General features: G+C 69.4%; 15 protein-coding genes. 8 read left to right on the top strand and 7 right to left on the bottom strand.

Annotated elements, in window-relative coordinates:
- The first annotated feature begins 23 nt into the window (after positions 1–23).
- Positions 24–1,544 (top strand): ABC transporter substrate-binding protein, encoded by a 1,521-nt coding sequence (locus SLINC_RS03640; RefSeq protein ID WP_067426570.1) that lies wholly within the window; start codon positions 24–26, stop codon positions 1,542–1,544.
- Positions 1,545–1,550: 6 nt separating this feature from the next.
- Positions 1,551–3,290: an ABC transporter permease subunit gene (locus SLINC_RS03645; protein WP_067426572.1), complete on the top strand. Its 1,740-nt coding sequence runs from the start codon at positions 1,551–1,553 to the stop codon at positions 3,288–3,290.
- Between the two features lie 20 nt (positions 3,291–3,310).
- On the opposite strand, the gene SLINC_RS03650 is transcribed toward SLINC_RS03645, so the two are convergent.
- Positions 3,311–3,760 carry an Lrp/AsnC family transcriptional regulator gene (locus SLINC_RS03650; RefSeq protein ID WP_067426574.1) on the bottom strand — a complete coding sequence of 150 codons (450 nt, stop codon included), beginning with the start codon at positions 3,758–3,760 and terminating at the stop codon, positions 3,311–3,313.
- 120 nt (positions 3,761–3,880) lie between these two features.
- On the opposite strand from SLINC_RS03650, the gene SLINC_RS03655 reads away from it, so the two are divergent.
- The 4 genes from SLINC_RS03655 (at position 3,881) to SLINC_RS03670 (ending at position 7,887) form a co-directional block, all read left to right on the top strand.
- A complete protein-coding gene (locus SLINC_RS03655; RefSeq protein ID WP_067426576.1) occupies positions 3,881–4,666 on the top strand; it encodes a hypothetical protein in 786 nt (261 codons plus the stop codon).
- Positions 4,667–4,798: 132 nt separating this feature from the next.
- Entirely contained in the window at positions 4,799–5,764 is a 966-nt protein-coding gene (locus tag SLINC_RS03660; protein ID WP_182449141.1) for a phosphotransferase family protein, read from the top strand.
- 147 nt (positions 5,765–5,911) lie between these two features.
- A complete protein-coding gene (locus SLINC_RS03665) occupies positions 5,912–6,493 on the top strand; it encodes an SMI1/KNR4 family protein (RefSeq protein WP_067426578.1) in 582 nt (193 codons plus the stop codon).
- A 629-nt stretch (positions 6,494–7,122) separates the two neighbouring features.
- Entirely contained in the window at positions 7,123–7,887 is a 765-nt protein-coding gene (locus SLINC_RS03670; protein ID WP_067426580.1) for a MerR family transcriptional regulator, read from the top strand.
- Between the two features lie 95 nt (positions 7,888–7,982).
- On the opposite strand, the gene SLINC_RS03675 is transcribed toward SLINC_RS03670, so the two are convergent.
- Both SLINC_RS03675 and lpdA read right to left on the bottom strand, forming a co-directional pair.
- Positions 7,983–8,747, bottom strand: coding sequence for an alpha/beta fold hydrolase (locus tag SLINC_RS03675; RefSeq protein WP_067444925.1), 765 nt, complete (start codon positions 8,745–8,747; stop codon positions 7,983–7,985).
- Between the two features lie 303 nt (positions 8,748–9,050).
- Complete coding sequence (gene lpdA / locus SLINC_RS03680) at positions 9,051–10,463, bottom strand: dihydrolipoyl dehydrogenase (RefSeq protein ID WP_067425029.1); 1,413 nt, start codon at positions 10,461–10,463, stop codon at positions 9,051–9,053.
- Between the two features lie 338 nt (positions 10,464–10,801).
- Here lpdA and SLINC_RS03685 point away from each other — a divergent pair, with 338 nt between their 5' ends.
- Positions 10,802–11,500, top strand: coding sequence for an SDR family oxidoreductase (locus SLINC_RS03685; protein ID WP_067426583.1), 699 nt, complete (start codon positions 10,802–10,804; stop codon positions 11,498–11,500).
- 299 nt (positions 11,501–11,799) lie between these two features.
- On the opposite strand, the gene SLINC_RS03690 is transcribed toward SLINC_RS03685, so the two are convergent.
- The gene (locus tag SLINC_RS03690) at positions 11,800–12,273 is read right to left on the bottom strand and encodes a winged helix-turn-helix transcriptional regulator (RefSeq protein ID WP_067426588.1); all 474 of its coding nucleotides are present in this window, start codon (positions 12,271–12,273) and stop codon (positions 11,800–11,802) included.
- A gap of 569 nt (positions 12,274–12,842) precedes the next feature.
- Positions 12,843–13,676, bottom strand: a complete 834-nt coding sequence (locus tag SLINC_RS03695) for an alpha/beta fold hydrolase (RefSeq protein WP_225988227.1) — start codon at positions 13,674–13,676, stop codon at positions 12,843–12,845.
- Positions 13,677–14,210: 534 nt separating this feature from the next.
- On the opposite strand from SLINC_RS03695, the gene SLINC_RS03700 reads away from it, so the two are divergent.
- On the top strand, positions 14,211–14,999 hold the full coding sequence (locus tag SLINC_RS03700; protein WP_335743781.1) for an alpha/beta fold hydrolase: 789 nt from the start codon (positions 14,211–14,213) through the stop codon (positions 14,997–14,999).
- A gap of 194 nt (positions 15,000–15,193) precedes the next feature.
- Here SLINC_RS03700 and SLINC_RS03705 read toward each other — a convergent pair whose 3' ends face one another.
- Together SLINC_RS03705 and SLINC_RS03710 are read right to left on the bottom strand one after the other, a co-directional pair.
- Complete coding sequence (locus tag SLINC_RS03705; protein ID WP_067426596.1) at positions 15,194–15,784, bottom strand: TetR/AcrR family transcriptional regulator; 591 nt, start codon at positions 15,782–15,784, stop codon at positions 15,194–15,196.
- 149 nt (positions 15,785–15,933) lie between these two features.
- Complete coding sequence (locus SLINC_RS03710) at positions 15,934–16,524, bottom strand: TetR/AcrR family transcriptional regulator (protein WP_067444927.1); 591 nt, start codon at positions 16,522–16,524, stop codon at positions 15,934–15,936.
- Positions 16,525–16,694: the final 170 nt, after the last annotated feature.

The raw sequence follows: 16,694 nt of genomic DNA on the forward strand, positions 1-16,694 counted from the left end.
CTCACCCGTACGACAGGACAGACATGCGCACCACCTCCCGCGGCCTCATCGCGGCGCTTGCCCTCACCCCCCTGCTGGCCGGCTGCTTCGCCCAGAGCGACAGCGGTGACACGGACGGCGAAGGGGCCACGGGTGGCCGGCTGCGGGTCGCCCTGGCCGTGCCGCCCGTGCAGGCCCTGTCCCCCTACAGCAACGACGCCACCGTCCTGAGCAAGCTGTCGGTCGCCGAAGGCCTGACCGCACTGAGCAAGGACGGCATCGCCACCCCGGCCCTGGCCAGATCCTGGACGCAGAAGAACCCCACGACCTGGACCTTCGAACTGCGCAAGGCCACCTTCCAGGACGGCACTCAGGTCACCGCCGAGTCGGTCGTGAGCGCCCTCGACCACGCGAACGCCGCCGCGCCCAAGCCGCGCGTCCTGAGCGACGTGACGCTGACCGCCAAGGCCGAGGACACCGACACCGTCACCCTCACCACCAAGGCGGCCGACCCCGTCCTGCCGCTGCGTCTGGCCAGCCCGGCGCTCGCGATCCTCGCCCCGAAGGCCTACGCGAAGAACGGCACCGTCAGCCCGGTCGGCACCGGCACCGGCGCCTTCCGGATCACCAAGCTGACCGGCAAGACCGAGGCGACCCTCGACCGCTACGACGGCTACTGGGGCGGCAAGGCCAAGGCACCCGGCATCGACGTCACCTGGATCGCCGACGGCACCGCCCGCGCCAACGCGCTGCGCGGCGGCGACGTCGACATCGCCGAGTGGATCCCGACCGCCCAGGCGAAACTGCTGCCCAAGGGCACCCGGCACGAGGTGCCCTCGGTCCGCACGGACAGCCTGATCCTCAACACCGGCAGCGGCCTCTTCACCGACGCCCCCCTGCGCGCCGCGGCCCGTGAGGCCGTCAACGGATCGGCCCTCGTCGACTCCGTCTTCGGCGGGTACGCCGATCCCGCGCAGGGCCTGTTCGGTCCCGCCGTCCCCTGGGCCGCCGAGGACCGCGTGCCGGTGACCGGCCGCGCCAAGGCCGCCACCACCGCCGAGGTGAAGACGAAGACCAAGGGCAGGACCCTGCGTCTGGCCACCTACACCAACCGCACCGAGCTTCCGGAGGCGGCGACCGTCCTCCAGCAGCAGCTGGAGAAGGCCGGGTTCACGGTCAAGCAGGACGTGCGCGAGTACACGCAGATGGAGGCCGATCTCCTGGCCGGCAAGTACGACGCGCTGGTCTTCTCCCGCGTGACGCTCCTCGACACCGGTGACGCGGTCGGCTACCTCGCCAGCGACTTCATGAGCGACGGCGTCTACAACATCGCCGGCCTGAAGGACCCCGCCGTGGACAAGGCCGTCAAGGCCGCCGCCGAGGAGGGCGACACGCAGGAGCGCCGCAAGAAGATCATGCGAGCCGAGGCGGAGATCCTGCGCACCGACGCCGTGATCCCGCTCGTGCACGAGCAGGCCGTGCAGGGCATCGCCACCGATGTCGAGGGCGTGCTCCTCGACCCCCGCGAGCGCTCCCTCATCGACGTCGACACGCACCTGAAGTAGCCCTTGATGACGGCCACTCACGGCAGTGCCGCCCGCCGCTTCCCGTGGCCGGCGGCGCTCGGTCGTGTCGTCGCCGGGGCAGCGCTGCTGACCGCGGTCGGCCTGCTGCCCTGGCTGTCCGGCACCGACCCGGCGCTGACGGTCCTGCGGGCCCGCTCCGCCGACCAGGATCCGACCGCGCAGCAACTGGACGCCATCCGGGCGCAGCTGGATCTCGACCAAGGACCGCTGGCGCATCTTCTGCACTGGCTGGGCGGCGACGCGGGCGTTTCCTGGGTGTCCGGCGAAGCGGTCCTGCCGCAGATCACCACCGCCCTGTCGGTCTCGCTGACGCTGATGCTGGGCGCGCTCGTCGTCACGCTGCTGGTGGCCGCCCTGGTCTGCGCCCGCACGGTCGTCCTCGGCTCCCGGCGGCGGCTGGGCCGGGGCCGGACGGGCACGACCGCCGCGGTCCTCGCCTCGCTCCCGAAGTTCCTGCTGGCCTCCGTACTGGCCACGGTGTGCGGGGTGTGGTGGGGCTGGTTCCCCTCCAGCGGCTGGGAGGGCCCGCAGTGGATGGTGCTGCCCTCGCTCGCGCTCGGCATCCCGTCCGGGGCGATGATCGGCGGAATGCTCGACCAGTCCCTGCCCGCCGCCTTCCACGAACCGTGGGCGCGCACGGCCCACGCCTGCGGCCTGCCTCCCTCCTACCTCGCGCGCAACGCGCTGCGCCGCACCCTGCCGGGTGTGCTGCCGCAGTTCCTGCCGACCGTCGTGGCTCTGGTCGGCGGCGCGGTCGCGGTGGAGAAGATCTTCAACATCCCGGGGCTCGGCCGGCTCGCCCTGGACTCCGCGATCGCCCAGGACCTCCCGGTGCTCCAGACCACGACACTGGCCCTGGTCCTGCTCGGCGTGGCCGCCGGTGTCGTCGTACGACTGCTGCGCCACGCCCTGCTCGGCCGGCCCCTGCGGGACGGCGCCCTGCCCACCCTGCACCGGCCCCGGCTCGTACCGCCCCGCTCGCTGCGCTGGATCGCCGGAGGCTGTGCGCTGGTCCTGGTGGGCCTCGTGGTGGCCGGACTGCTGCGCGACCCCCTGCACGTCGACACCGCGGCGCGGCTGCTGCGGCCGTCCGCGGCCCATCCCCTGGGCACCGACTCGCTCGGCCGCGATCTGCTGGCCCGGCTCGGCCACGGCGCGCTGCGCACGGCGGGGGTGGCCTTCGGAGTGACGGCGGTCAGCGCCCTGGCCGGGCTGCTGCTCGGCATGGTGCCGCGGGCGAGCGCGGGGCTGACGGAGGTGGTGTCGACCCTGCCGGCCGTCCTCGCCGGGCTGCTGATCGCGGGCGTCACCGGACCATCGGTGTTCGGGGCCGCCTGCGCGGTCTGCGCGGTCGGCTGGACGCCGTATGCCGCCCAGACCGCCGCGTTGCTCGAACAGGAGCGCGCGAGCGGCCACATCGCCGCGTCCGTCTCCCTGGGCGCGGGCCGCGCGCACCTGCTGCGCCGGCACCTCCTGCCCGCCGTCGGACCCGCCCTCCTGCGCAACGCCCTCCTACGGCTCCCCACCACCGTCCTCGTACTGGCCTCCCTGGGCTTCCTCGGCCTGGGCGAACAGCCGCCCACACCCGAGTGGGGCCGCCTCCTCTCCGAGAACCAGCCCTACGTCGAACTCGCGCCCTGGACGGTGCTCGGTCCCGCCGGGGCACTGATCCTGCTGTCGGTGCTCGCGGTGACGGGCAGCACGCTGGGCCGACGGGAGCGGTGACGGCAGTTTCAGGCTTGAGGTCAGGTTTCGAGGATGCGGTCGAGGCCGAGTGACACCTCGTGCAGCACGAGGCGGCTGCGCAGTTGCCGTACACCGAGTTCGGCCTTGAGCCGGTCGATGACGGCTTCGAACTCGCGGGCGTCGGTGCAGCTCATGCGCAGCTGGTAGTCGTAGTCGCCGGTGAGTCTCATGGCGCTGATCACCTGGGGCACGTCGCGCAGTTGCGCCTCGAATGCCGTGCGGTCCACACCCTCGGCCAGGCGGATGTCGCTGATCATCTCCATGCCGCGCCCGAACGCCTCCAGGTTCAGTTCGGCGCGGTAACCGCGGATGACTCCGGTCGCCCCAAGACGGCGTACGCGGTCGGCCACGGTGTTGGCCGACAGCCGCACCTGACGACCCAGCTCCTGATAGGTCGCCCGGCCGTCCCGGAGCAGCAGGGCGAGGAGCTCACGGTCGATACGATCCATGAACCCATGCTACAGATCATCGGCGTTCTCTCGTATCAGCCGAGTTTTCCTCATCCATAGCGCCATTACCGTCGAGAACATCGAGCCAATATCGGCGATATCGGTGCCAACATCGCAGGCATGGAAATCCTGCTGCTCCGGGTCTGTCTGGCCCCGTGTCTTGTGCTGCTCGTCTCCGTCGTCGCGCGCAGGCTCGGACCCCGGCGGGGCGGTCAGCTGATCGGAGCGCCGACGAGCACGGGCCCGTTCCTGCTGCTGATGTGCTCGACCTACGGTCCCGGACCGGCGGCGCGGGCCGCACACGGCTGCGTGACGGGAACCCTCGTGGTGGTCTGCTTCGGACTGGCCTACGCGCGCCTCGCCCCTGTCCTGCGGCCGGCGTGGACCCTGCTGGCCGCCCTGGCGGGCGCGGCCACGGCCGGCTTGGCCGGTGCGCTCTGCGGCAGCGTCCTGCTGACGGCGGGACTGACCGTGGCCGTGATCTTCGCCGGTCTGGCGACCCGGCCGAGCGGCGACCGAGGGCCCCGGCCGACGAACCGGGCCCGGGCATGGGAGATACCGATGCGGATGGCCGTGTCGGCCCTGATGGTCCTGGGCGCCGTGGCCACCGCCCGCGCGCTCGGTTCCTTCCTCGGCGGCGTGCTGGCCGCACTGCCGATCCTGCTGGCCGTCATGGGCACCGCCCTGCACCGGTCGGCGGGGGCATCCGTCGCCGCCGACCTGATGCGCGGGGCGCTGCACTCCACCGCCGGAACGCTGTGCTTCCTGCTGGTACTCGGCACCGCCCTGGTCCCGCTCGGCCCGGCCCCGGCCTTCCTGCTCGCCCTGGCCGCACTCACGACGGCCCACCCGCTCGTACGGCTCTCCCTGCCCGCCCTATACGGTCGGCCGGCGCCGGGACGGTGACAGGGGGCGGCGTCAGCCGGGCATCCGGTTGCCGTGCTGCACAGGCTCACCCAGCAGACCGGCGTCCTGCTGCCCGCCTGGGCCAACGAAAGCCTTTGCGCGTGCCTCCGCCCGGATGCTGGGGTGGCATGCATGGTGAGCACCCACGATGAGGCGCAGGCCCTCCGACCGTTGACCCTGGCTTGGGTGAGCCGGCATCTGGAAGTCGGCGAACGGATCGTCAGAACCGAGGTGTTGCACGGCGGCATCACTGCCGAGATGCGGCGGCTGACCGTCGGCACGCGGGACGGAGGCACCCGTGATCTGGTGCTGCGGAGCTTCGCCGCCCCGTTCTCCGTGGAGCACGCCGAGGACCGGCTGAACAGGGAGGCCGGCGCCCTGACCCTGCTCACGGGGACCGGGGTGCCGGCTCCTGGACTGGTCGCGGTTGATCCGACCGCCGCGCATTGCGAGTATCCGTCGCTCCTGATGACACATCTGGCGGGCCGGACGGTCCTCGCCGATGAGGGATTGCAGGCGCGCGTTCCACCGCTGGCTCGTCAACTCGTCGAGATCCACGCGGTGCGACCCGCCGAACGGCCCCGGAAATATGTCACGTTGACGACCGCCGACACAGTCGTGGTTCCGAAGGGCGTCGACGCGGCGGCATGGGCCGCGGCGATCGACATGCTCCGTAGGCCCGCGCCGTCCTATGAAGGGCGGTTCCTGCACCGGGACTTCCACCCCGGCAACGTGCCGTTCGACGTGCCGCCTTCAAGGCCGGCAGGTGCCCGGATCACCGGGGTCGTCGACTGGACGGCGGCCTCCTGGGGCCCGGCGGATCTCGACGTGGCGCACTGCTCGACCAATCTCGCGCTGCTGCACGGCCCGGCGTGGGGGCTGCGGTTCGCTGAGGCGTATGAGGAGGCCGGCGGGGTGCCGGCCGCAGCCGCGAGCGAACGGCTGTACTGGCGGGTGCGGGACGGGCTGGCGTGCTCGGAAGAAGTGCGGTTGGTGGCGCAGCCGTGGCGGGAGGCGGGCAGGACAGAGCTGACGACGCAAGTCGTGGAGGAGCGGCTGGATGCCTATGTCACCGCCCTGATGGACGCGCTGGGCTGAGCGGAAGCGGCGCGGGCACGGAGGCGAGCGTCGGCCCGGGCTGCCCCGTCCGGCAGTTCTGCGACGCTCCGCACGTGCGCTGGATCAGGTCGGCATCCGTCTCGAATCCTCCCGTGCAGCAGCGCGCCGTAGTGGCACGATCCCAGGATGACTTCGTCGATATCCGAGTCGTGGACCCGTATAGAGGCTTGGCTCGCCCGGCACACGCCTCGTACCTTTGCCGCTCTTGGCCCTCCGGCGGAGCGTTCGGCGATTGCCGTGGCCGAACAGGCCATCGGACAGCCGTTCCCCGAGCCCTTGGTGGAGTCCTTGCTGCGACACAACGGCATGGGCCACCGCGACCTGCTGCCGCCGTTCTGGTCTCTGCTTGGGGTGGAGGGCATCACCAGTGCCTGGCAGACACGTATGAAGATCTACGGAGATGTGCTGGCGGGAGCAGAGGAAGGCGACCCGGACGGGGAATTCGGGCCGTGGTGGCATGCCCAGTGGATCCCCATCGCCTACAACGGCAGGGGGGATTACCTCATCCTGGACATGCGCCCCTACCGTCGCCGCGGAAGGATCGGCGACGCCGATCATGAAACAGGATGCTCGTTCTCGCCCCACCCCATGTGGGCGTCGCTCCCGGCTCTCCTGGATGCGACAGCCACGGCTCTGGAGACAGGCGAGGCGGTGGACGGGTACCTGCCTGTCGCAGTCGACGAGGACGAACTGGACTGGGACTTCTGACACTCAGGCCGCTGCGACGACCTGGGGACGCAGGGCTTCACCGCAATCGCCTCTACCCCAGCGGCACCAGTCATCCAACCGGGCCGGGTGCGGTTCGCAGGGCGGCGTCAGGCTCGCCTCCCAGGCTTCCTGTTTACGTAACGAGGAGCGCCCCGCAGTAGGACACGGAAGCGCTTGCGGTGGGAGGCTTCCCGTATCCGGCCGCCGCCGCTCGCGCGGCGGCGGCCGGGGCGCGAGGACCGGATCCCCCCTACCGGAGTCCTCGCGCGAGGTGCCCCTCGGCGCCGGTGTTGCGGGAGTTGGCCCCGTCGCCGGAGGGCAGGGGCTGGAGCCGTGTTGTCGGCGATGCGGCTCCAGCTGGCCTCGGTATCAGCTTGTCACGACTCGGGGGCTGGGAGCCTGTGGGCGGGACGGCGGTCCGACTGCCCTGCCCATGAGGGTAGGCAACGACCGGGACGATGGGAACAGAAGGCGGGAGCGGGCTTTCAGGACAGACGACCAGCGCCTGTCCGACGAGTCAGGCCCTGGTGCCCGTCCCACAGGGCTTCGGACTTGCGCTTTCCGTTGCGGCAACTTCTACGGTCGTGTGTGTGGCCGGAGAGACCGGCCCGGCGAGGGAGGCACCGGCAATGGCCTGGTCGATCGCGCAGGTGGCGCGGATGTCCAAGGTGACATCGCGGACGCTGCGGCATTACGACGAGATCGGCCTGCTGCCACCCGCATGGATCGGGAGCAACGGGCACCGCTACTACGAGGAGGCCGATCTGCTGCGGTTGCAGCAGATCCTGCTGATGCGGGAGCTGGACCTGGGGCTGCGCGAGATCCAGGCGGTCCTGGACAGCCGGCTCGACCAGGTGGCCGTGCTCCGTGAGCACCACCAACGGCTGCTCGCGGAACGGGACCGGCTGGAGACGCTGGCCCGTACGGTCGGCCGCACCATCGCCGAACTGGAAGAAGGTGAGGGCAAGGACCGGATGACGAAGATCAACAAGCCGGAGAACCTCTTCGACGGGTTCCAGAGCCCCTCCGATGCCGAGGCCGAGGTACGGGAGCGGTGGCCGCAGGCATGGGAGCAGTCCCGGCAGGCCGTCGACGCGATGACCTCCGAGGACACGGAGCGCCGGCAGCGTGAGGTGACGGCGCAGATGATCCGTATGGCGGAGTTCATGGTGGCCGGCACGCCGGTGTCCGACCCTGCGGTACAGGCCGAGGTGGACGCCAACTACCAGAACATCTGCCGGTTCTGGACCCCGACCGCGGCCGCCTACAAGGGAGTGGGCCAGACCTATGTCGACGACCCGCAGATGCGGGCCAACTTCGACAGGATCGCCGACGGTCTCGCCGTCTACCAGCGCGACGCGATGACCGTGTACGCCGATACCCGGCTGAGCTGACCGCACGCGCCCAAGGGCTGTTCGGCGGGTCATGAGCGCAGCCAGAGGCCGGCCCCCTCCGCAACGCCGCATGACAGGACGGGCCGCGAGCAGGATCAACCGACAGGGACTCTCTCCCTGAGGAAACCGATCAGCAGATCGGTGACAGCCGATGGCCGCTCCATGCTGGGTAGATGGCCCGCCCCAGACAGTTCGACGTGCTCGGCGTTCGGGAGCATGTCCGCCAGCCGGGCCGCGATCTGTCGGAAGTCCGCCAGGTCATGCGCGCCCGACACGGCAAGGCAGGGAGCCTGAACGGCTGCCGGATCGCACTCGGCTTCTATCGGCTCGAACTCCTCGGCAGCGGACATCTGGAGCTCGAAGGCGTGCCGTTGCATCTGGCGAACCGCCTCGCGGACGGTCTCGTCGGCGTCCGGTCCCAGCCAGGTGTCGACCATCAACTCCGTCGCGCCGGCGATGTCACCCGCCTCGATCAGCGCTTCCTCGCGCTCGCCGAGTGCGATCAGTTCGGCAGAGGGTTCATGCCCGGGAAGGGCTGAGCAGAGCAACGCGAGGGCGTTCACCCGGTCCGGCCACTGCGCGGCCATCTCCAAAGCGACGTGCCCGCCGTACGAGGAACCCACGAGTGTCGCCTGTGCGATGCCCAGAGTGTTCAGGAGTGCCAGCACATCCTCGGCGTCGCTGTGAGGCCGGTCCGGCGCCGGAGTCTCACCGAAGCCCCGGAGATCACAGCGCACCAGCCGGTAACCCGCGTCGATCAAGGCCGGCCACTGGGCATCCCACATCCGCCGGTCGCACACCCCGGAATGCAACAGCACCAGCACAGGACCGTCTCCGGCCACATCATGAGAGAGCGTCATCCGGCAGACGCTACTCAGCGACTGCTCGAAACGCCTCTCGATCAGCACCGCCACTGCCCCGCGCATCAGCCCGGCGAATCATGCCGGTCACAGCACGAGCCACTGGGGACGGTCCCCTCGATCAGCGAGTCCCCGCGCGTGGATACGGCCGATCCCCACAGGGCGGAGATGCCGTGCAGGGCGGCCCACAGGGGCTCGGCACGAGCTGGCCGTACTCCACACTCTCGGCCAGGCGGCGAGGGGGGTGACTGCCTCCTCGACCCGAGCGCCAATGGCCCCTGTGGCTGCCGTGCCGAGCACCCGCTACATGTTGATCATGTGGCCGGCCAGGCCGTGGACGGCTTCCTTGACCGCCTCGCCCAGGGTGGGGTGGGCGTGGACGTTGCGGGCGACCTCGTGGACCGTGAGGTCCCACTGCTGGGCCAGGGTCAGCTCCGGGAGCAGCTCGGTGACGTCGGGGCCGATGAGGTGGCCGCCGAGGAGTTCGCCGTACTTGGCGTCGCTGATCAGCTTCACGAAACCGGTCGCGTCACCCAGGCCGTGGGCCTTGGCGTTCGCGGTGAACGGGAACTTGGCGACCTGGACGTCGAAGCCCTCCTCCCTCGCCTGCGCCTCGGTGTAGCCGAAGCTGGCGATCTGCGGCTGGCAGAAGGTGGACCGCGGGATCATCACGTAGTCCAACTCCATGGTCTCCGCGTCCGCGATCGTCTCGGCCGCGACCACACCCATCGCCTCGGCGGCATGCGCCAGCATCAGCTTCGCGGTGACGTCGCCGATGGCGTAGATGTGCGGCACCGAGGTACGACAGCGGCCGTCGACATCGATCGCGCCGCGCTCGGTGACGCGCACGCCGGTGTTCTCCAGGCCGTATCCGGTGACGTTCGGCGCGAAGCCGATCGCCTGCAACACCTTGTCCGCCTGAAGGACCTGCTGGGCGCCGTCCGTGCCGGTGACCGTGACACGGACCTGCGGACCCGACTCGTCGATCGACTCGACGCGGGTCGAGGTGAGCACATCGATGCCCAACCGGCGGTACTGCTTGGCCAGTTCGGCGGACACCTCCGTGTCCTCCAGCGGGGCGATCCGGTCCAGGAACTCGACGATCGTCACCTGCACACCGTAGTTGTGCAGCACGTAGGCGAACTCGATGCCGATGGCTCCGGCGCCCGCGATGACGATCGACTGCGGCAGGTCCTCGGCGAGGATCTGCTCCTCGAAGGTCACCACGCGCGACGTACGGCGGGTGCCGGGCAACAGCCTGGGGCTCGCCCCGGCGGCGATGACGCAGTGATCGAAGCCGATGGTGCGGGTGTTGCCGTCGTAGTCGGCCACCTGGAGCGTGTGCGGGTCGAGGAACGTGCCGCGACCGCTGATCTCCGTGATCTTGTTCTTCTTCATCAGGTAGTGGACGCCCTTGACCCGGCCGTCCGCGACCTTCCGGCTGCGGCGGAAGGCCTCCCCGTAGTCGAAGGAGACCTCACCCTCGACCTTGATACCGAAGGTCTTCGCCTCGCGCGTGAAGAGGTGCGCGAGTTCGGCGTTGCGCAGCAGGGCCTTGGTGGGGATACAGCCCACGTTCAGACAGACGCCGCCCCAGTACTTCTCCTCGACGACCGCGACACGCTTACCCAGTTGGGCGGCCCGGATGGCGGCCACATACCCGCCGGGGCCCGCGCCGAGTACGACGACGTCGAAGCGCTCACCCTGCTCGTCCATGGACAGCTTCCTTTCCACTGGGACGGCCCGCCCCCGCAAGGGACCGACTCGCTCCCGATTCGAACAACCTGGTCATCAACTCGACAGCGGTTTTGCTGGTATGCGCTTCAGCGCCCCGGCGCCATGATCTATGCCCACCCAGCCATCATCGGTGGAGGGCCGACGGCCCGTCGACTTCGCGCACTCCGGCCCCGGCGGCACCGAGCCTGAGGGTGTCGAGGTGCTCCTGATCCGCACCAGGGACGAAGCGCATCACCTCCTCGCGCGCTTGCGGTCACGGACTCTTCCTGTTTAGGATTACGATCGTAATTCTACAGCCTACTTCACCGGGAACCTCCATGGACCTCTCCACCAGCACCGCCCTTGTCACCGGCGCCAACCGGGGATTCGGCCGGGCCCTCGCCGCCGAACTGCTCAGCCGCGGCGCCACCGTCTACGCCGGCGCCCGCAACCCCGACCAGGTCGACCTGCCCGGCGTGAAGCCGATCGCGCTCGACATCACCGACCCCGTCTCCGTCGCGGCGGCCGCCGAGGCCACCGGCGACATCACGGTCCTGGTCAACAACGCGGGGTCGTCCACCGGCGCCGACCTGCTGACCGCCGACCTGGACGCCGTCCGCCTGGAGATGGACACCCACTACTTCGGCACCCTCTCGGTGGCCCGCGCCTTCGCACCCCAGATCGCGGCCAACGGCGGCGGGACGATACTGAACGTCCTGTCCGGCCTGTCCTGGGTCAGCTTCCCGGACTTCGGCGCCTACTGTGCCGCCAAGTCCGCCGAGTGGTCGCTCACCAACGCCCTGCGCCTCCAGCTCGCCGGCCAGGGCATCCGCGTGGCCGGCCTGCACGTCGGCTACATGGACACCGACATGGTCCGAGCCGTCGACGCGGCCAAGTCCGACCCGGCCGACATCGCGCGGATCGCCGTCGACGGCATCGCCGCCGGCGCCTACGAGATCCTCGCGGACGAGGCCTCCCGACAGGCGCAGGCCGCACTGGCCGGAGGCGTCTCCGCGCTCTACCCGCAGCTCCCCTGAGGACAGCTCCCCCGAGAGCAGCCGCCCAGCGATCCGCCCCGAGTCCGGCTGACGGTTGCGGCGGGGCGGCCCCTCAGCCTGTCGTCCGGCCAGGCATGCCCGGCCATTCCCAAGCCGGTGGAGCGCCCCTCCGGAGGAGACCTTCCGGGACAATGGGATGACTTGGTGGGCCGGCCCCGGGTGACCCTTCCTCTCGCCCCGGGCCGGGGCCATCGAGCCCGCCACGGCGGCCGTTCTCGTGTCCGCTCGCCGGCCCCACGACCCTCGCCGCCGGGAAAACCGACCGAGGCGTCCTCAGCTCACTCGGGCGACCTCACCCGAAAGGCCGGGCCGGGGACGCTCTCGATGTCCTTCGCCTGCACCGGATGACCCTGTCCGCAGCGGATCTGGACGTCGACGTGCGCACCGCACTCGCGATGGCGCGCCAGGACGGCCGGCCCCTCCGGGTCGGCACGGTAGCGGTCACCCCACTGCAACAGCCCCATCACAGCCGGCACCAGATCCATCCCCTTGGACGTGATCACGTACTTCGACCGGCTCCGCGAGCCCGGCTCCTTGTACGTCTCGGTGGCCAGGATCCCCTCCTCCACCAGCATCCGAAGCCGTGCCGCGAGCAGGTTACGAGGACAGCCGAGAACCCGTTCGAACTCACCGAAGCGCGACGAGCCGTACCAGACCTCCCGCAGAATCAGGATCGTCCACTTCTCGCCCACGACCTCAAGAGTCCGCGCGATCGAGCAGTTCGACGTGTCCCGGTCGAGCCGGGGATCCATGCCGGTGTCTTGCAGAACTTCGGTCCACGCATCCATGAGAGCGATTCTAACCGCTTGAGTTTACTTTCAGAGACTCAGCCATCCGAGGGTGAGTGTCGCCTCGGGCCACAAGCCACACGGACGGCATCGACGGCTCGGACATCTCCACACTGTCCACGTCGCCGCCCATGAACTGAGCACACAGGCGGATCGGTACGACACGCTGTGGCCCGGCCGAGAGGGACTTGAGGACTTCGTTCGCGGTCACCTGTCGCCCGAGCACCGTGACCGGCCCGGCACCGGACGCCCCTCCGCCGCCCTGCTCGACGAGATCAGCCGCTCCACGGACGGCACCAAGCAGGCCACCCAGGGCGCGACGGCCATCGTGGAAGAGATTCGAGAACGCCCGCACGTTCATCGACCGACAGGCGCGACCGCACCGCAACGATGACGACGGTTCGAGATCGGCCTCCGGCCTGCGGTGCGCGAGGCATCGAGCCGAGCCCGGATGCGAGGACCCATTCCGCGCGTCCGGGTATGGCCACTCCCGGCCGGATGCGCCGCCCGACGGCCCCCGACACCCGCTACCGCTACCGCTCAAGGAAGTCGAGGGCTTCCGCCACGAACTGCTCGTGGAACTGGAAGATGCCTCCGTGACCGGCGTCGGGGTAGACGACGATGTCGGCGTTCGGCAGTCGCCGGGCCAGTTCGAACGAGTTCTTCGTCGGCACCATCCTGTCGCTCTCTCCGTTGGCGACGAGCACGGGCTGACGGATGACGGAGAGGTCCTGGGGCTGCGCCAGCCCCCAGCGGTGGATGGCCTTGAGCTGGGCGAAGTAGGACGTGAGGGAGATCGCCTTGTCGCGGTCGTGGGTGCGCTCCTTGAGCCGGGCCAGGAACTGTTTTCCGGCTCGGCGTCCGCCCGCGGTGCGGGTGAAGAAGAGGTACTGCTTCGGGTCCTGGAGGGTGAACAGGGCCCGGACGGTGTCGAGATGGGACAGCCGGCTCACGTTCTTGATGCCCTCGCCGCCCGCGGGGCCGGTGCCCGTGAGAATCAGCTTGCGGACCAGCTGCGGTTCGTTCCGCACGATCACCTGGGCGATCATGCCGCCCATCGAGAAGCCGTGGATGTCGACCTGCTTGAGCCCGAGTCCACGGATGAAGGTGACGGCGTCCTTCGCCATTTCCTCGATGGTCTTCGGTGTCGAGCCGCTGGATGCGCCGACACCCCTGTTGTCGAAGGTGATGACGCGATGCCTCGCGGCGATGCCGTCGACGACCCGGGGATCCCAGTTGTCCAGGACCGCGGCGAGGTGGGTGATGAAGACCACCGGGACGCCGGCCTTCGGGCCGAGCTCACGGTAGGCGAAGGTCACTCCCCCGGCGGTGAGCGTGCGGGTGGGCGCCTTCCTGTACGACGTCACCACATCGCCTCGTACTTCTTGTGCGTCGTTCACGGCCGTGCCTTTCTGCGGGGAGGCCTGGACCGCGGCTGCGGTGCAAGCGCGGACGACGCCAGAAGGTTCGCAGGGGTCGGAACCCTGCCCATTGAGCCCTTCAGCATCACACCGACTATTACATTATGACCATACTTTAATGGGCCCCGCAAGGGGTGCGTCACACGTGAGGTCAGATGACGCGGGCGAGGCGCCGGGCACACAAAGGAGCTTGCGACCCACCGGCCAGTCACTTAGAATGATGAACGTAATTCAATCTTCGGGGGCCTGATGCTGACTGCACGGGCATCCATGACGCGAAGGTGTCGGGCGTCGCTCCTGACGTCGGCCATACCGAATCAGAACATCCTCCGGCGCGGGGGAAGCCCGGGACGAACAGCACAGTCCTCCACTCTCTCCACTTACATGAAAGACCTGGCCATGAGCGCACCGCGAAATTCCCCGCCCCCCTCACGATCGTCGTACAGGAACGCGCCAACCCGCTCGGTGTCCGTGGACGGGGTGGACTTCGCCTACCGCGAGCTCGGCCCCGAGGACGGCGTGCCGTTGGTCCTCCTGATCCACCTGGCCGGAAACCTGGACAACTGGGACCCGAGCGTCGTCGACGGACTCGCCGCCCGGTGTCGGGTGATCACCTTCGGGAACCGCGGGGTGGGCGGGTCGGATGGCTCCACGCCGGACACGATCGAAGAGATGGCCCACGACGCAGTGCGGTTCATCCGCGCCCTCGGTTTCGACCACGTCGATCTGTTCGGCCTGTCGATGGGCGGCTTCATCGCACAGGTCATCGCGGCGGACGAACCGCACCTTGTCCGCAAGGTCATCCTCGCGGGCACCGGCCCCGCCGGCGGCCACGGCATTGACAAGGTCCCGGCCCTGGCCGTTCAGGCCACACTCAAGGGCACCCTGACCCGCCAGGATCCGAAGCTCTCCCTCTTCTTCACCAACACCCCAAGCGGCCAGAGAGCAGGACGCTCTTTCCTGCGGCGGCTGGAGGAGCGTACGGACGACCGCGACAAGGACATCTCGCTGCCGTCGGTCCGCGCCCAGATGAAGGCCATCAAACGATGGGGCCGCCAGGCACCGTCGGACCTGTCGGCGGTTCATCAACCGGTACTCGTGGCAAACGGCGCGAACGACCGGATGGTGCCCAGCCAGAACACGATCGACCTGGCCGCTCGCCTGCCCAGGAGCGAGCTTGTCCCCCTCTACCCTGATTCCGGCCATGGGGGGATCTTCCAGAACCACGAGGATTTCGTCGCCAGGGCACTCGGGTTCCTAAGGTCCTGAGCTTGATCGGATGCCGTTGGAGCGGGCCCGCATTCGCCGCTCCGATGGACACCCCCTCTCACCCTCCCGAACGGTGCACGTCGCGCAGCGCCCCACGTCCGAGGCACGTCCTGCGGTTGCTCCCGCCATCCCGGGATCCTGTCCCGCATGGGAGCGAGTGCGGCTGGAACAGCCGGTCCCAGCACAGACGTGCGTCAGGCACGCTGCCAGGAGTCCAGCAGGGCGAGGGCATTGTCTACCCCCTGGTCGAGGAGCTCGTTGGCGAGTCGGCTGTCGGTCAAGGCCCGGGAGAGCTGTAGCGTCCCGGCCATCATGCCGAGGAGGCTGAGCGCCTTCACACGCGCGGAGGCCGGAGCCTCGGGCGCCAGTCGGGCGGCAATGCCCTCGACGAGGATCAGCACACCGTCGGTGTACGCCTGCCTGGTTGATTCGGTGCAGCGCCCGATCTCGTCGAGCAGAGCGGCGTTGGGGCAGCCGTCACCAAGCCTTTCACGGTGCTGGGGCGAAAGGTATCCCCGCACTATCTGCTCAAGTCCGGCACGGCCGGGCTCGGCCAGCGCGACGACGCTCTCGGCCTGCACCTTCAACTGGTCGGCGATCGCCGTCGTGACGAGGTCATCCTTGGATGCGAAATGAGCGTAGAAGGCACCGTTGGTCAGCCCCGCGTCCTTCATGAGCGTCGAGACTCCGGAGCCGTCGATACCGTCCTGCTTGAACCGGCGGCCCGCCGTCTCGATGATCCGCCGCCTCGTCTCCGACTTGTGCTCTTTGCCGTACCGCACCACGCCACACGCTCCTTCGCCGGCCGGAAGGACCGGTTGCCCTTCCCCGACTCGACCAGTCTATGGTATTGCAAACGTAATCCAAAGAGTCGACAGTGGCGACGCGGTCGGCGGCGGGCGTGGCGGTCCCCGCTCGACGGCGGATCTTCGTCTCAGTCGTGCTGCTCGGCGTCTATCAGTGCGAGGGCGTTGCGGATGCCCTGTTCGAGGAGTTGGTCGGCGAGCTGCCGGTCGGTCAGAGCGCGGGAGAGTTGCAGCGTTCCGGCCATCATGCCGAGGAGGCTGAGGGACTTCAGGCGTGCCGAGGGCGGATCGTGGGGTGCCAGGCGGGCGGCAAAGCCGTCGATGAGGACCAGTACGCCGTCGGTGTAGGCCTGTCTGGTGGTGTCCGTGGAGCGTGCGATCTCGTCGAGGAGGGCGGCGTTGGGGCAGCCGTCCTCGATGTCGTCACGCTGCTGGGGGGAGAAGTACCAGCGAATGATCTGTTCGAGTCCGGCGCGGCCCGGTGCCGCCTGCGCGACGATGTTCTCGTGCTGGGCGCGCATCTGGTCGGCGACCGCGGTGGCGACGAGGTCGTCCTTGGAGGGGAAGTAGGCGTAGAGGGTGCCGTGGGTCAGGCCCGCGTCCTTCATGAGCGTCGCGACTCCGGAGCCGTCGATACCGTCCTGCTTGAGCCGGCGGCCGGCCGACGTGATGATCCGCTGCCGTGTCTGGCGTTTGTGTTCCTTCGTGTACCGCACCAGGAGTTCCTCCATCACGGCAGCTGGGGCGAGTGCACCCCGGCTGCCGTTGGTCGGGTCAGTGGGCCGCGCCCGCAAGGAGAGCGGGGAAGTTGATGTTGGCGATGAACCTGAGCCCGTTGGCACCGATCGGCAGGGACTCGGTCGGAACCGGCGCGAGAACAGGATCGGTC

Source organism: Streptomyces lincolnensis (assembly GCF_001685355.1).
Lineage (GTDB): Bacteria > Actinomycetota > Actinomycetes > Streptomycetales > Streptomycetaceae > Streptomyces > Streptomyces lincolnensis.

What these genes read in the sequence shown, in the direction of transcription:
- SLINC_RS03675 (WP_067444925.1), bottom strand. Translation starts at nt 8,747, where the DNA reads ATGACGCTCTCTCATGATGTGGCCGGAGACGGTCCTGTGCTGGTGCTG.
- SLINC_RS03650 (WP_067426574.1), bottom strand. Translation starts at nt 3,760, where the DNA reads ATGGATCGTATCGACCGTGAGCTCCTCGCCCTGCTGCTCCGGGACGGC.
- SLINC_RS03640 (WP_067426570.1), top strand. Translation starts at nt 24, where the DNA reads ATGCGCACCACCTCCCGCGGCCTCATCGCGGCGCTTGCCCTCACCCCC.
- SLINC_RS03685 (WP_067426583.1), top strand. Translation starts at nt 10,802, where the DNA reads ATGGACCTCTCCACCAGCACCGCCCTTGTCACCGGCGCCAACCGGGGA.
- SLINC_RS03645 (WP_067426572.1), top strand. Translation starts at nt 1,551, where the DNA reads ATGACGGCCACTCACGGCAGTGCCGCCCGCCGCTTCCCGTGGCCGGCG.
- SLINC_RS03690 (WP_067426588.1), bottom strand. Translation starts at nt 12,273, where the DNA reads ATGGATCCCCGGCTCGACCGGGACACGTCGAACTGCTCGATCGCGCGG.
- SLINC_RS03660 (WP_182449141.1), top strand. Translation starts at nt 4,799, where the DNA reads ATGGTGAGCACCCACGATGAGGCGCAGGCCCTCCGACCGTTGACCCTG.
- SLINC_RS03655 (WP_067426576.1), top strand. Translation starts at nt 3,881, where the DNA reads ATGGAAATCCTGCTGCTCCGGGTCTGTCTGGCCCCGTGTCTTGTGCTG.
- SLINC_RS03670 (WP_067426580.1), top strand. Translation starts at nt 7,123, where the DNA reads ATGGCCTGGTCGATCGCGCAGGTGGCGCGGATGTCCAAGGTGACATCG.
- SLINC_RS03665 (WP_067426578.1), top strand. Translation starts at nt 5,912, where the DNA reads ATGACTTCGTCGATATCCGAGTCGTGGACCCGTATAGAGGCTTGGCTC.
- lpdA (WP_067425029.1), bottom strand. Translation starts at nt 10,463, where the DNA reads ATGGACGAGCAGGGTGAGCGCTTCGACGTCGTCGTACTCGGCGCGGGC.